At 62.3% G+C, this 15,252-nt stretch carries 11 protein-coding genes; 6 read left to right on the plus strand and 5 right to left on the minus strand.

Annotated features, from left to right (window positions below; genetic code table 11):
* Positions 1-8: 8 nt before the first annotated feature.
* The 3 genes from EPZ47_RS24415 to EPZ47_RS24425 are packed head-to-tail and all read right to left on the minus strand — an operon-like array spanning position 9 to position 3,883.
* On the minus strand, positions 9-209 hold the full coding sequence (locus tag EPZ47_RS24415; protein ID WP_024617598.1) for a DUF1656 domain-containing protein: 201 nt from the start codon (positions 207-209) through the stop codon (positions 9-11).
* Positions 199-2,403, minus strand: coding sequence for an FUSC family protein (locus EPZ47_RS24420; protein ID WP_135847073.1), 2,205 nt, complete (start codon positions 2,401-2,403; stop codon positions 199-201). Before EPZ47_RS24420 ends, EPZ47_RS24415 begins: the two co-directional genes overlap by 11 nt.
* A gap of 7 nt (positions 2,404-2,410) precedes the next feature.
* Complete coding sequence (locus EPZ47_RS24425) at positions 2,411-3,883, minus strand: efflux transporter outer membrane subunit (protein WP_135847074.1); 1,473 nt, start codon at positions 3,881-3,883, stop codon at positions 2,411-2,413.
* Positions 3,884-4,142: 259 nt separating this feature from the next.
* On the opposite strand from EPZ47_RS24425, the gene EPZ47_RS24430 reads away from it, so the two are divergent.
* Positions 4,143-5,111 carry a LysR family transcriptional regulator gene (locus EPZ47_RS24430; RefSeq protein WP_135847075.1) on the plus strand — a complete coding sequence of 323 codons (969 nt, stop codon included), beginning with the start codon at positions 4,143-4,145 and terminating at the stop codon, positions 5,109-5,111.
* Between the two features lie 28 nt (positions 5,112-5,139).
* Here EPZ47_RS24430 and EPZ47_RS24435 read toward each other — a convergent pair whose 3' ends face one another.
* Positions 5,140-5,397 (minus strand): hypothetical protein, encoded by a 258-nt coding sequence (locus EPZ47_RS24435; protein WP_135847076.1) that lies wholly within the window; start codon positions 5,395-5,397, stop codon positions 5,140-5,142.
* Positions 5,398-5,634: 237 nt separating this feature from the next.
* Here EPZ47_RS24435 and EPZ47_RS24440 point away from each other — a divergent pair, with 237 nt between their 5' ends.
* The 5 genes from EPZ47_RS24440 to EPZ47_RS24460 all read left to right on the plus strand — a co-directional run bounded on the left by EPZ47_RS24440 (position 5,635) and on the right by EPZ47_RS24460 (position 13,654).
* Positions 5,635-6,792 carry an efflux RND transporter periplasmic adaptor subunit gene (locus EPZ47_RS24440; protein WP_135847077.1) on the plus strand — a complete coding sequence of 386 codons (1,158 nt, stop codon included), beginning with the start codon at positions 5,635-5,637 and terminating at the stop codon, positions 6,790-6,792.
* Positions 6,789-9,890: a multidrug efflux RND transporter permease subunit gene (locus EPZ47_RS24445; RefSeq protein WP_135847078.1), complete on the plus strand. Its 3,102-nt coding sequence runs from the start codon at positions 6,789-6,791 to the stop codon at positions 9,888-9,890. The genes EPZ47_RS24440 and EPZ47_RS24445 overlap by 4 nt, the downstream gene beginning before the upstream one ends.
* A 9-nt stretch (positions 9,891-9,899) precedes the next feature.
* Positions 9,900-10,574, plus strand: coding sequence for a heavy metal response regulator transcription factor (locus tag EPZ47_RS24450; protein ID WP_135847079.1), 675 nt, complete (start codon positions 9,900-9,902; stop codon positions 10,572-10,574).
* Entirely contained in the window at positions 10,567-11,928 is a 1,362-nt protein-coding gene (locus EPZ47_RS24455; RefSeq protein ID WP_265072373.1) for a heavy metal sensor histidine kinase, read from the plus strand. The genes EPZ47_RS24450 and EPZ47_RS24455 overlap by 8 nt, the downstream gene beginning before the upstream one ends.
* 229 nt (positions 11,929-12,157) lie before the next feature.
* Positions 12,158-13,654 (plus strand): sensor domain-containing diguanylate cyclase, encoded by a 1,497-nt coding sequence (locus tag EPZ47_RS24460; RefSeq protein ID WP_135847081.1) that lies wholly within the window; start codon positions 12,158-12,160, stop codon positions 13,652-13,654.
* 588 nt (positions 13,655-14,242) lie between these two features.
* On the opposite strand, the gene lpxC is transcribed toward EPZ47_RS24460, so the two are convergent.
* A complete protein-coding gene (gene lpxC, locus EPZ47_RS24465; RefSeq protein WP_135847082.1) occupies positions 14,243-15,154 on the minus strand; it encodes a UDP-3-O-acyl-N-acetylglucosamine deacetylase in 912 nt (303 codons plus the stop codon).
* Positions 15,155-15,252: the final 98 nt, after the last annotated feature.

Here is a 15,252-nt window from a genome sequence, read left to right on the forward strand (position 1 = left end):
CATCGATCTCAACGGTAGACCGTCAGCGCCAACGCGCCGAACAGGCAGGTAAACAGACTCAGGCGCAGCAACGCCGGGTGCCAGAAGAAGCGGTACAGGTCCAGCCCCGACAGGAAGCGATCCAACGCCCAGGCCAGGGCCGCGGCGATGAAGAACATCAAGGTCATGGTGGGCATGTACACGCCATGGAAGGCGATCTCACGGGGCATGTTCAGGTTCCTGGGACAGCGCTGTGGCATGCGGTATGGCATAGCCGGCCAACGGCGATTGCGGGTCCAGCAGCGAAGTGCGGATGAAATGCAGGTAGCTTTTCACCCGGCGCAGGGCTGAGGTGTCGAAATGCGGGGCGAAGGGTTCGTCGGTGGCCTGAACGCGGCTGATGGCGTGATCCACCGCCACCAACGCGCGCTCCAGATTGCTCTGGCTCGGCAGGCGGAACAGCCGCACCAGCGCCCGCCCCATCACACGGATCGCCTGGCGCCACGGCTGGCTTTCGGCATAAGCCGGATGCACGGGCAAAATCGCCTGCTCCTTGCGCAACTCGATAATCGCGTGGCCGACCTCCAGCACCACGAACATCCAACGCAGCAATCCCCGTTGCACCTGGGGCTGCCCCGCCGCCAGCCCGTAGGCTTGGTGCAGCAAGTCGCGGGTGCCACTTTCAAAGCTCGACGCCAGGCCCTTGAGCTTGCCGCTGATGGCAAACACCACTTGTTCGCGCAAATCCTGTTCCAGCCGGCGCCACAACCAGCGGCTATTGGGCGGCAGGATGATCGCCCCGGCGGCGGCGCACACCAGCATGCCGAGGATCATCGCGAAGTAGTCGTTGATGAAGGCGTAGGGGTTGTAGACCGTCAGGTTGTCCGGTACCGAGCCGGTGCTGAAAAAGATCAGCAGCCCCAACCCGACCCCGGCGTATTGCGGTCGCGAACTGAGGAACGAGCCGAGCATGATGACTGGCGCGAGCATCACACAGAGCAGAGGAAAACCGTCGATCAGCGGGAAGATGAAAAACATCTCGACGAAGCCGATCAACGCCCCGAACAACGTGCCGCAGGCCATCTGGAATGCCATGCGCTTGGGGTTCGGCGTCGCGGCAGACAGGCCCACCGTGGCCGCGGCGATCATGGTCATGGTCGCGCCGCTTGGCCAGGCCGTGGCGACCCAATAACTGCCCAGTACCAACAGGATGAAGGCGGCGCGCAACCCCGAAGCCGCCGCAGCCAACCCATTGGTCTGCGGCACGAACGGTTCGTCCCAACGCTCGCGTTCGTGCCGATGGTCGGCCAGGGACGCGTGCGTCAAGGCATAGCCGTGCAAGTCGTCGACGAAGCGATAAAGCAATTCGTAGGCGGTGTGGAAGTCCAGTTGCGCCCCATCACTGGGCGCCGATTCCTGGAACAACGCCCGCAGTCGCCGCACCTGGGCCGGCAACTCAGCCTTGTAGTCGGCCAGCGCCGCCGCCAGACGCGCCCCATCGGCGTCGGTCAGGGCCCGTGCGCTGAAACCGTCGAGCAATTCAGCCAACGTTTGCAACCCGGGTTTGATGGCGTTCACCACATCATCGGCCGCACTGCTGCGCAAGCGCTCCAGCAACTGATGCAAGGCATTGAAACGGGTGGTGATGCCCATGAACTCGCTGTTCAAGCGACTGAGCCGACCATTGCGCCGACGCATATGCGGGTCTTCGAACACGGTGACGCTGCGCAGGCTTTCCAGGCCCACCGCTTCGGCAATGAAGCCCACGTTGCGCGCCTCGAAGGTCTCCCGTTTGCTGCGCCCGCGCAAGCCATCCGTGACGAACAGGGCAAACACCCCAAAGCGCTGGTACAAGGCGTTGCGCATGGCGGCGCTGGCGGTTTGCGGCAGGATCGCGGCGCTGACCAGAGTGGCGCAGACAATCCCCAAGGAAATTTCCAACACCCGCCAGACCGCCGCCATGAACGCCCCTTCCGGATGAGCCAGGGCCGGTAGGCCGATCATCGCCGCGGTGTAGCCGGCCAATACGAAACCATAGGCGCGGAAGTTGCGATAACGCGCGGCACCGGCCGAACAGATGCCGACCCAAATGGCCAGGCAGCCGAGAAACAGTTCGGTGTTCTGGGCGAACAGAGCGATCAACGCCACCATCACCGCCGAACCCGCCAGGGTGCCGAGGAAACGATAGAAACTCTTGGCGAACACCTGGCCGCTCTGGGGCTGCATGACGATGAACACGGTGATCATCGCCGTACGCGGTTGCGGCAGTTCCAGACGCATCGCCAGCCACAGCGTGAGGAACGCGGCGAACAGGACTTTGAAGATGTAGACCCAGGTCACCCCATCGCTGCGGGCCCAGTCGAAGAAACCACGGCGCCATTCGAGGCGGTACAGCCAGCGTACGGGGGCGAGTAAAGACGTCACAATAGACCTACTTAGCCTGGCTCAAGTCAGGGGTGTCGTTGCCGGCTTCCAGCCCACCGCCCAACGCCGTCACCAGGTCGCCATGGGCCATCAGGCGCGCTGCTTCTACCTGCTGCCGCACCTGTTGCTGCTTGAACAACAGGCTCTGGGCGTTGAGCACGTTGAGGTAGTCCGTCAACCCGCGCTGGAACGCCACCAGCGCAATGTCGTAAGTGCGCTGGGCGGCCGCCACCGACTCGGCGGCAAAGGCTTGTTGCTTGTCCATCGATTCACGACGGATCAACTGATCGGAAATGCTCTTGAGCGCGTTCACCAGGGTCCGGTTGTAGTGGGCAACGGCGATGTCATAACCGGCGGCCGCCTCGCCCAACTGTGAGCGCAGGCGCCCGCCGTCGAAGATCGGCAGCGAGATGGCCGGGCCGACGTTATAGGTGAGTTTTTTGCCGGTCAAAAACTCCAGCGCCCCACCGCCAGTGGCCATGTAGCCGACACTCGCCACCAGGTCGACGTTGGGATAAAAGCCGGCGCGGGCCACCTCGATGCCCCGCGCCTGGGCCGCCACTTGCCAACGCCCGACCACCACATCCGGGCGCTGGCCCAGCAGTTCGGCGGGTAATGCCGACGGCAGCTTCAAAGGCGCGCCGAGGGCCAGGGTTGGACGTTGCAACCGCGCGCCCTCTCCTGGCCCCTTGCCCGCCAATGCCGCCAATTGATTGCGGCTCAAGGCAATGGCTTCATCGAGGGCGTCGAGTTGGCGATGGGTCTCAGGCAACGGCGCCTGGGCCTGGCTGACTTCGAAATGGGTACCGATGCCACCGTCCAGGCGTTTTTGCGCCAGGTCGAGAATCTGCTCTTGCTGGTGGAGCGTGGCGACAGCGATATCGCGCTGGGCGTAATGCAACGAAAACTGGATATAGGCGCGCACGATGTTGCTCTGCAGTTCCAGTTGCGCCTGCCGCGCCTCAGCGACACTGGCATGGGCCAGGTCAACCGCCCGCTCACTGGCATTACGCTCGCGGCCCCATAGGTCCAGGGCGTAGCTCAAGCCCAGGCCAGCGTTGTTGTCCCAGGTGGTGGTGTCGGCGAGTTCGCCAGGGCCATAGAACTGATCGGTGGGCCAGTTGTGACGCTTGAAGGTCGCCTGGCCATTGATCTGCAGCGACTCGGCGGCCTCGGCCACACCGGCCATGGCCTTGGCCTGACGCACCCGTGCCACCGCCATGGCCAGGCTCGGGCTATCGTGCACGGCCAGGTCGATCCAGCGATTCAACTGCGGGTCGCCATAGGCGCTCCACCATTGGCGGGTAGGCCAGTGGGCGTCGCGGGCGGCCTCGCGGATGGTCGCATCGGTAGCCAATTGGTTGGCCGGTAATACCTGGCTTTGCGGCCCAATCCCTCCTGTCCCGATGCAACCACTGATGGTGAATGTCAGAACCCAAACACTGAGAGTCTTCAGCTCTCTGCTGATGCAACGCGGCACTTGCGCAAAATTCCTGAGAGGGGGGCATGACGACGAGGATGGCTGCCTGTTAACGCAAAACTTGTGGGAGCGAGCTCGCTCCCACAGGTGCCCGCCAAGGCCCGCTCCTGCTTTGGCGGCAATTCTAGGCATCGCCCTCCCCGGCGATAAGCCGACCTTTCTGTGAATCTTTGTTACCGTTAACGCGATAATCCATTAGTCGGGTCCCGTAGCGCTGTAACTTCATGTCACAATTTGCCACCGCCCAAGAGAGCCCTCCATGGACACCTTGCAAAACATGCGCGCATTCAGCTGCGTTGCCGAAGCCGGTAGTTTCACTGCCGCCGCCGCGCAACTGGACACCACGACAGCCAACGTCTCGCGCGCGGTTTCCAACCTGGAAGCCCATCTGCAAACGCGCCTGCTCAACCGCACCACCCGTCGTATTGCCCTGACCGAGGCGGGTAAACGCTACTTGCTGCGTTGCGAGCAGATCCTGGCGTATGTCGAGGAAGCCGAAGCCGAAGCCAGTGATGCCCATGCACGCCCCGCCGGGCAGTTGAAGGTCCACACCATGACCGGCATCGGCCAGCATTTCGTGATCGATGCCATCGCCCGTTACCGCAAGACCCATCCGGACGTGACCTTCGACCTGACCCTGGCCAACCGGGTGCCGGACATTCTTGACGAGGGCTACGACGTCTCCATCGTGCTCGCCAGCGAGTTGCCGGATTCGGGCTTCGTCTCCCAGCGCCTTGGCATCACCTACAGCATCGTCTGCGCATCGCCGGCCTACGTGAAAGCCAGCGGCTGCCCGCAAAAACCCGGCGACTTGCTCAACCACGCCTGCCTGCGCCTGGTCAGCCCGGTCATTCCGTTGGAGAAATGGGTGTTCGACGGCCCGGAAGGCCAGGAAATGGTCACCATCAACAGCTCACCGTTCCTGGTGAATTCCGCCGATGCGATGAAAACCGCGATCACCAGCGGCATGGGTGTGGGGGTATTGCCGGTGTACGCCGCCATCGAAGGCCTGCGCAACGGCACCCTGGTGCGGGTGATGCCCAACTACCGTTCCCAGGAACTGAACCTCTATGCCATCTACCCTTCGCGCCAATACCTGGATGCGAAAATCAAGACGTGGGTCGAATACCTGCGAGGCTCGTTGCCAGAAATCCTCGCGGCGCACCAGGCCGAGCTGACGGCTTATGAATTGAGTGGAAGCCTGGCGGGCGCACGGGCAGCGAACTGAAGTCGCCCCCGCACTCCGAGGATGATGCTCAGCGCTTGCCCATCGAGCGACGCGTGCCGGGAGGCGCGGCGCCCGGGGTCTTGGTATGGCCGTTCTTCGCACCGTTCTTGTACCACGGCTGTTGCCCGGCACCTTTGGCCGCAGCCAGTTCACCGGGCTTGAACGGGAATTTGAAGGCAGGGATCGCCGCTTGGGCGTTCTCGTCGCTGGAAACATCGCTGTCAGGCAGGTCGGCCTGTTCGCCGCTCGGGCGTTCGTCCGCGGGCGAAGGTGTTGGGGAAGTCATGTAAAGCTCCGGGTAATGCGTGCAAGTCGGGCCCGGAGAACGAGCCGCGAAAGGCGCCAGTATACCTGCCCGATACCGGGGCGCGCTGGGCAGATTCGACCAGCGTCATCACTCGTCTTACAGGAAGTCGGGACCAAACTGACAAGCCTGTCAGTTAGGCGTCACCTTCCTGACCGTCTCGCAACGCTATATAAGAAAGATAGATATCCTTCCGTCCTGAACCGGCTCTTCGCATCCATGCACATCCAGAAAAAAACTGTCCTGCTCGTTGCGCTGTTGGTCGCCCTGGGGGCGCTTGTCCTCTGGTATGTCATGAAGCCTGTCACCGCCAAACCCGGTGTGCCTACTGCCGTTCCGGTACGGGTCGTCAGCGTGGTGCAAAAGGACGTGCCCCGTTTTGCCAGCGGCATCGGCACGGTGCTGTCACTGCACAGCGTGGTGATCCGCCCGCAGATCGACGGCATCCTCACCAAGCTGCTGGTCAAGGAAGGGCAACGGGTCAAGAAGGGTGACCTGCTGGCAACCATCGATGATCGCTCCATCCGCGCCAGCCTCGACCAGGCCCGCGCCCAGCTCGGCGAGAGCCAGGCGCAACTGGCGGTGGCCCAGGTCAATCTCAAGCGCTACAAATTGCTCAGTGTCGACGACGGTGTCTCGAAACAGACCTACGACCAGCAACAGGCGCTGGTCAATCAGCTCAAGGCCACGGCCCAGGGCAATCAGGCGGCCATCGATTCAGCCCAGGTGCAACTGTCCTACACCCAGATCCGTTCCCCGGTGAGCGGTCGCGTCGGTATTCGCAACGTGGATGAAGGCAACTTCCTGCGCACCAGCGACACCGAAGGTCTGTTCACCGTGACCCAGATCGATCCGATCGCGGTGGAGTTCTCCCTGCCCCAGCAAATGCTGCCCACCTTGCAACGGTTGATCGCCGCGCCCGAGCAAGCCTTGGTCAAGGCCTACATCGGCGCCGATGGCACTGCCGGGGAACTGCTCGGCGAGGGACGGCTGAGCCTCATCGACAACCAGATCAACGCCAACACCGGCACCCTGCGGGCCAAGGCTGAATTCAACAACACCGCGCAACGGCTCTGGCCAGGACAGCTGGTAACACTGAAGATCCAGACCGCCCTCGAAAAAGACGCCCTGGTGGTTCCACCCACCGTGGTCCAACGGGGCCTTGAGCAGCACTTCGTCTACCGGATCAAGGGTGACAAGGTCGAGAGCGTGCCGGTGGTGATGGTTTACCAGGACAGCGACATGCACATCATCAAAGGCGTGAACGCCGGCGACCAACTGGTGAGCGACGGCCAGTCACGGCTCAAGCCGGGCGCCAGTATCCAGGTGCTCAGTGATCCGCCGGCCGTGGCCAAGTCTTCGGAGTTTCAGCCGTGAAGGGCCGTGGTTCGGTTTCGGCGTGGTGCATCGATCACCCCATCGCCACGGTGTTGCTGACGTTTGCCCTGGTACTCCTGGGTTTTATCGCTTTTCCCAAACTTCCGGTCGCGCCATTGCCGGAGGCGGAATTCCCGACGATCCAGGTCAACGCCCAGCTCCCCGGTGCCAGCCCCGAGACCATGGCTTCGTCGGTGGCAACCCCACTGGAGGTGCAGTTCAGCGCTATCCCCGGCATCACCCAGATGACCTCCAGCAGCGCCTTGGGCTCGACCAACCTGACCCTGCAGTTCAGCCTTGATAAAAGCATCGATACCGCAGCCCAGGAAGTCCAGGCAGCCATCAACACCGCCGCCGGCAAACTGCCCAACGACATGCCGAACCTGCCCACCTGGCGCAAGGTCAACCCGGCCGATAGCCCGGTGCTGATCCTCAGCATCAGCTCCACCCTGATGCCTGGCACCGAACTGAGCGACTACGTCGAAACCCTGCTGGCCCGTCAGATCAGTCAGATCGATGGTGTAGGACAAATCTACATCACCGGCCAACAACGTCCGGCGATCCGCGTCCAGGCCTCGGCTGACCGGCTCGCCGCCATCGGCCTGACCCTGGCGGACATCCGCGTGGCGCTCCAGCAAGCCAGCCTTAACCTGGCCAAGGGTGCCCTGTACGGCGAGTCGAGTGTTTCCACCCTGTCCACCAACGACCAGTTGTTCCAGCCCGAGGAATACGGTGAATTGATCGTGTCCTACAAGGACGGGGCACCGGTGCACCTCAAGGACATCGCCAAGGTGGTCAACGGTTCGGAAAACGCCTACGTCCAGGCCTGGTCCGACAACGAACCGGGGGTCAACCTGGTGATTTTCCGGCAACCGGGGGCGAACATCGTCGAGACCGTCGACCGCATCCAGGCCGCCTTGCCCACCCTGCAAGCCATGCTGCCCGCCACCGTGCAGGTCAAGGTGCTGATCGACCGCACCCAGACCATCCGCGCCTCGCTGCATGAAGTGGAAATCACCTTGCTGATCGCGGTGCTGCTGGTGGTGGCGGTGATGGCGCTGTTCCTGCGCCAGCTCTCGGCAACCCTGATCGTCTCGGCGGTGCTGGGAGTATCGCTGACCGCCAGTTTCGCCCTGATGTACGTGATGGGCTTCAGCCTGAACAACCTGACCCTGGTGGCCATCGTCATCTCGGTGGGGTTCGTGGTGGACGACGCGATTGTGGTGGTGGAAAACATCCATCGGCACCTGGAGACCGGCGAAGGCATGCGCGAAGCGGCGATCAAGGGCGCCAGCGAAATCGGCTTCACGGTGGTTTCCATCAGCTTCTCGCTGATCGCCGCGTTCATTCCACTGCTCTTCATGGGCGGCGTGGTCGGACGGCTGTTCAAGGAGTTTGCCCTGACCGCCACCTCGACCATCCTGATTTCGGTGGTGGTGTCCCTGACCCTGGCGCCGACCCTGGCGGCGTTGTTCATGCGCGCCCCGGTGCATCATGCCCACAGCAAGACCGGCTTCGGCGAGCGCCTGCTGGGCGGGTACGAGCGGGGCCTGCGTCGGGCCCTGGCCCATCAGAAGCTGATGCTCGGCGTGTTCGCCCTGACCCTGGCGCTGGCGGTGGTGGGCTACGTGTTCATCCCCAAGGGCTTCTTTCCGGTACAGGATACCGGCCTGGTGCTGGGCACCAGCGAAGCCGCCGCTGATGTGTCGTTCCCGGACATGGTGGCCAAGCACAAGGCCCTGGCCGAAATCGTTGCCGCCGACCCGGCGGTGCAGACCTTTTCCCATTCCGTCGGCGTCTCGGGCAACAACCAGACCATCGCCAACGGCCGCTTCTGGATCGCCCTCAAGCCTCGGGGCGAGCGGGACGTCTCGGCCAGCGGGTTCATCGACCGGATCCGCCCCAAACTGCTGAAAATCCCCGGTGTGGTGCTGTACCTCAGGGCCGGGCAGGACATCAACCTCAGCTCCGGCCCCAGCCGCGCCCAGTATCAATATGTACTCAAGAGCAACGACGGGCCGAGCCTCAACGCCTGGACACAAAAACTCACCGACAAGTTGCGCGGCAACCCGGCGTTCCGCGACATTTCCAACGACCTGCAACTGGGCGGCAGCATCACCCACATCAACATCGACCGCAGTGCGGCGGCGCGCTTCGGCCTCACCGCCAGCGACGTCGACCAGGCCCTGTACGACGCCTTCGGGCAGCGGCAGATCAACGAATTCCAGACCGAGACCAACCAGTACAACGTGATTCTGGAGCTCGACACCGCACAACGCGGCAAGGCCGAAAGCCTGGCTTATTTCTACCTGCGTTCGCCCCTGAGCGGGGAAATGGTACCGCTCTCGGCCTTGGCCCGCTTCGATGCGCCAAGCAATGGTCCGTTGTCCATCGCCCACGACGGCATGTTCCCGGCCGCCAACCTGTCGTTCAACCTGGCGCCCGGCGTGGCCCTGGGGGACGCGGTACTCATGCTTGAGCAGGCGAAGAACGAGATCGGCATGCCGGCCGCCATCACCGGCAACTTCCAAGGCGCCGCCCAGGCATTCCAGAGTTCCCTGGCCAGCCAGCCGTGGCTGATCCTCGCCGCACTGGTGGCGGTGTACATCATCCTCGGCGTGCTCTACGAGAGTTTCGTACACCCGCTGACAATCATCTCCACCTTGCCTTCGGCCGGCCTCGGCGCACTGATCATGCTTTGGCTGCTGGGCCAGGACTTTTCGATCATGGCGTTGATCGGGCTGGTCCTGCTGATCGGGATCGTCAAGAAGAATGGCATCCTGATGATCGACTTCGCCCTCGACGCCCAGCGCAACGGCGGAATGACGCCCCAGGAGGCGATTTTCCAGGCGTGCCTGACCCGCTTCCGGCCGATCATGATGACCACCCTGGCCGCCCTGCTCGGCGCCCTGCCGCTGATGCTCGGCCATGGCCCCGGCGCGGAGCTGCGCCAGCCCCTGGGCATCGCGGTGGTGGGCGGCCTGCTGGTGAGCCAGGCGCTGACGCTGTTCACCACACCGGTCATATACTTGTGGCTCGAACGACTGTTCCATCGGCCTGGACCCGCTCCGACGGCGGCTCTGGCGAGCACAGACTGAGGCGGGACCATGCGCGTTCTGATTATCGAAGACGAAGAAAAAACCGCGGACTATCTGCACCGCGGCCTGACCGAACAGGGCTACACCGTGGACGTGGCGCCGGACGGTATCGAGGGGCTGCACCTGGCCCTGGAAACCGACTACGCCGTGATCGTGCTCGACGTGATGCTGCCGGGCCTGGACGGCTTCGGCGTGCTGCGGGCCTTGCGCGCCCGCAAGCAGACACCAGTCATCATGCTCACCGCCCGAGAACGGGTGGAAGACCGCATCAAGGGCTTGCGCGACGGTGCCGACGATTACCTGGGCAAACCCTTCTCTTTCCTTGAACTGGTGGCCCGCCTGCAAGCCCTGACCCGTCGCAGCGGCGGCCATGAACCGGTGCAGGTGAGCATCGCCGACCTGTGGATCGACCTGATCAGCCGCAAGGCCACGCGCGCGGGCCAACGCCTGGACCTGACGGCCAAGGAGTTCTCCCTGCTCAGCGTCCTCGCTCGCCGCCAGGGCGAAATCCTCTCGAAAACCGCCATCGCCGAAATGGTCTGGGACATCAACTTCGACAGCGACGCCAACGTAGTGGAAGTGGCGATCAAACGCCTGCGGGCCAAGCTTGATGGGCCGTTTGAACAGAAGTTGCTGCACACGATTCGCGGGATGGGCTACGTGCTGGAGAGCAGAAGTGAGTAACAGCCTCGCGCTACGCCTGAGCGGCATGTTCACGCTGGTGGCGGCGCTGGTGTTCCTGTTGATCGGCGGGGCCTTGTACCAGCAGGTCGCCAAGGGCCTGGGCCTGTTGCCCGAGGCCGAACTCGACGCGCGCTACAGCGTGCTCGAGTCGACGGTGGGCCGTTACGGTACGTCCGAGCACTGGGTGAAGATCAACAACAAACTGCGATTGCTGGGCGAGGAAGACAAGCGCATCCACTTCTGGATCGTCAGCGGCGATCCGCACTTTGAATATGGCGACCCCGACCCGCAGATTCGTGCCTTTGCCGAAGGACCGCTGGGCAAACACGACCTCAAGTTACCCCATCGGCCATACCCGATGAAGGTGCTGGTGAGCCAGTTCCCGGCCAAGGACCAGCGCCCACCGCTACGTTTCATGATCGGCATCGACACCGAGACGTTCTACCAGACCCAGCATCGTCTGTTGGTGGCGCTGGTGAGCCTGGCGATTGTCGGTGTACTGCTGGCCTCTTTGCTGGGCTACTGGGTCGCACGCATCGGCCTCAAACCCTTGATCAAACTCTCCGATGAGGCCCGGCGCCTGACCCCGCCCCGCCTGTCCGGGCGCCTGCGATTGTCGCCCTTGCCGCCGGAGCTTAGTCAGTTCGTCAGCTCCTTCAACGCCACCCTCGACCGGGTCGAACAGGCGTATTCACGGCTGGAGTCGTTCAATGCCGATGTCGCCCATGAACTGCGCTCGCCCCTGACCAACCTGATCGGCCAGACCCAGGTGGCATTGACCCGCGGGCGCTCGGCCGAACATTACTTCGAAGTGCTGCAATCAAACCTCGAGGAGTTGGAGCGGCTGCGCTCGATCATCAACGACATGCTGTTCCTGGCCAGCGCAGACCAGGGCAGCAAGGCCACCAAGCTGACCAGCGCCTCCCTGGCCGGCGAAGTGGCGACCACTCTCGAATACCTGGACTTCATTCTGGAAGACGCCCAGGTCCAGGTGCGGGTCAGCGGTGACGCCCAGGCCAACATCGAGATCGCCCACCTGCGTCGGGCACTGATCAACCTGCTAAGCAACGCGGTGCAGCACACCGCGCCCGGGCAAGTCATCGACGTGCGCATCGAAACCCTTGGCGAGCAGATCAGCCTCGGTGTCACCAACCCTGGCGAGCCGATTGCCGGTGAACACCTGCCGCGCCTGTTCGAACGCTTCTATCGAGTCGATGCCTCCCGCAGCAACAGCGGCGCCAACCACGGGTTGGGGCTGGCCATCGTCAAGGCGATTGCGCTGATGCACGGCGGGGATGTGTTCGTGCGCAGTGACCGAGGCGTGAATACCTTCGGGATCCGCTTGCCAGCCTGACGCTCCCCGATGCTTAACGCCAGGCGATTGAATGCTGGGCGAAAGCCAAATGAAGCAAAATAAAAAGATCGCCGCCCTCAACAGCTCATACGCGTTATTGCGCGAACACTGATTGCCCGCTCTCACCGATCCAAGCACAATCAGCAAAAGGCCAGCATCTGGTGCATTGCCGGTTATGCAACCCTTTGGGACGGATCCCCGCCACATGACAAATGCAGAAATCGGAACCATGAGCGCGAGCAGTGCGACCCCCGGCAACACCCCATTTTCGATACGTTCGGAACGGGTACTCGTACTGGCCAGTTCGTTGGTGGTCATTGCCATCCTGAGCATCGTGACCTTTCTGCTGATCCGCGAACACGCCGCCGCCCAACAGGCCGCGACACGCGCAGCGACCAATATCGTGCAACTGATTGATGCCGACGTGCTGCGCAACGTGGAGCTCTACGATCTGTCGCTACAAGGCCTGGTCGCCGCCGCCCAACGCGACGACCTGAAGGACGTTTCGCCGACAATTCGCCACCTCGCCCTCTTCGACCGCGCCACCGCCGCCCCCTATAAAGGCGACATCCTGCTGCTCGACAAGCACGGTGATGTGGTCGCCGATTCCGCCTCGATTGAGCCTCGAAAGGGTAACTACGCCGACCGGGAGTATTTCAAGTCCCATGTCCAGGACCCGAGCCCGGGCATGATGATCAGCCGCCCGTTTCGGTCAAGGAGTCACGCGCAGGACTGGCGCATCAGTTTCAGCTATCGCTTGAGCGATGAACGGGGTGAGTTCATGGGTGTGGCCGAGGCGGCGATGCGTCTGAACTACTTCAATCAGTTGTTCAAGAGTCTGAACATCGGTCATGGCGGTACAGTCAATCTGGTCAGCCGAGACGGTATTCTATTGGCGCAAGAACCGCCCTTGGCCGAAGACCTGACAGGCAAGGATTTCAGTAACCGGCCGAATTTCGTGCGCATCCTGCGCGAAGGCAACGGTAGCTTCACCAGCGTGTCCGGTCAGGACCAGAAGCCGCGCCTGTACACCTTTTCCCAGGTGGGCGACTTGCCGTTGATTGTCGTGGTCGCGCTCTCGGCCCAGGACGTTTTTGCTTCATGGCAACGTACGGCGCTACTGGTCAGCGGCGCTACCGGCGCGCTGTGCATCGGCTTGCTCTGGCTCACTTGGCTGCTGCGCCGCGAACTGAGGCGCCGCCACGCCGCTGAGCGGGAACTGGCCCAAAGGGCGGCCGTCGACTCGTTGACAGGCCTGGCCAACCGCCGGACTTTGGACGAAAAGCTGCAACAGGAATGGCTACGGGCCCAGCGCTCAGGCCAGCCGCTGTCGGTCATGATGATTGATGCCGACCACTTCAAGGCGTTCAACGATCGTCATGGCCACCAAGGCGGTGACGAGGCCTTGCGAACCCTGGCGCAGTTGATCAGCAGGCACGTTCGCCGACCAGCCGACCTGGCAGCGCGCTACGGCGGTGAGGAGTTCTCGGTGGTACTGCCGGAAACCACCACCGCCGGAGCCTTTACCATGGCCCAGAACATTCGCGAAGCAGTGGAGCAATTGCCACCCGCTCTCGACGGTGATGATCCCATGACGGTCAGCATCGGCATCGCCACTTGGGCCCAAGGGCCGTATGGCGAACTCGAACAACTCATGTTTGCCGCTGACAAGGCGCTGTACCAGGCTAAGGCCAGTGGGCGTAATCGCGTGGTTTGTGCGATGTAATGCCCCCTCCCTGTGGCTATTCGACCGATTTGGGTAGGTGTGTACACCCATTGCTGCAGTAACGGCCACTGGCGGTCCAACATCACCGCAAACTGACCCGCCGCTTTCGCAAGCAAGCCCGCTCCCACAGGTCCTGCTCAAACAGCTCTGATTGGTGTACACCGCCCGCAAGAGCCAGGCCGGCTGTCAGGCCGCCTCGCGGCGGACGTTGATCTCGGCGCCCCGTTAACCACGATGGCCGAACGCAGGTATTGCGCAGTGGGCATCCCGGCATGGATGCCGGGATAGCCGCGCTGGGCCATGGATGGCCCTTCGCGGCGGGCCCACGGAGCAATGCCTGCGTTCGGGCATGCCGAGCCTAGGCGAGGCACCGAGTGGTGGGGCATAAAGCGTTTTGCTTACTTTTGCGCTTCTCAAAAGTGAGCCGCCGTAAGGGCGGAACCATAAGCAGCCGTTACCGCAGCAACGGATATGTACCCCAACCAACCCAAAAAACAGCATTACCCCTATCGCCACAGACGCCCCAGAAAACAGCCATAAAAAAAGGCCACCCAAAGGCAGCCTTTAAAAACTAGAGAGGTTTTTTGCTTACACAGCCGCAACAGGGCGCATGTAAGAGATTGGTGCGGTGCTGGCGTCTTCGAACGTCACGACTTCCCAAGCATCTTTCTGCTCAATCAACTTGCGCAGCAGCTGGTTGTTCAATGCGTGGCCGGACTTGAAGCCCCTGAACTCACCAATCAGGCTATTGCCCAGCAGGTAGAGGTCGCCGATTGCATCGAGGATCTTGTGCTTGACGAATTCGTCTTCATAACGAAGGCCGTCTTCGTTCAACACACCATCGGAATCGACCACGATCGCATTTTCAACACTGCCGCCGAGTGCGAGGTTGTGCTTGCGCAGGTACTCGATATCACTCATGAAACCAAAGGTGCGGGCGCGGCTGACTTCTTTTACGAACGAAGTGCTGGAAAAATCCACGCTTGCACTCTGGGTGCGGTCACGGAAAACCGGGTGATCGAAATCGATCTCGAAGCTCACCTTGAAACCTTCGAAAGGGACGAAAGTGGCGCGCTTGTCGCCATCTTCCACTGTCACTTCCCGCAGGATGCGGATGAACTTCTTGGCGGCGTCCTGCTCTTCCAGGCCAGCCGACTGAATCAGGAATACGAAGGGTCCGGCACTGCCATCCATGATCGGTACTTCGGACGCGGAGAGCTCGACGTAGGCGTTATCGATGCCCAGGCCAGCCATGGCCGAGAGCAAATGCTCCACCGTGTCCACTTTGGTGTCACCGTTGACCAATGTGGTCGACATAGTGGTTTCACCAACGTTTTCCGCGCGAGCAGGAATCTGCACCACAGGGTCGAGGTCGGCACGACAAAACACGATGCCGGTATCGACAGGTGCTGGCTTGAGGGTCAGGTAGACCTTCTCGCCGGAGTGCAGGCCGACACCTGTGGCACGGATAATATTCTTCAGGGTGCGTTGTTTAATCATGGCATGGGCCGCTTCAGCGCAAATTGCGAACTGGTATCAACAAAGGCTGGCGATGATAGCAGACCAGACCTTTGCTGAACACCAATCACCCGTATCCC

Source organism: Pseudomonas viciae, from assembly GCF_004786035.1.
Taxonomy (GTDB): domain Bacteria; phylum Pseudomonadota; class Gammaproteobacteria; order Pseudomonadales; family Pseudomonadaceae; genus Aquipseudomonas; species Aquipseudomonas viciae.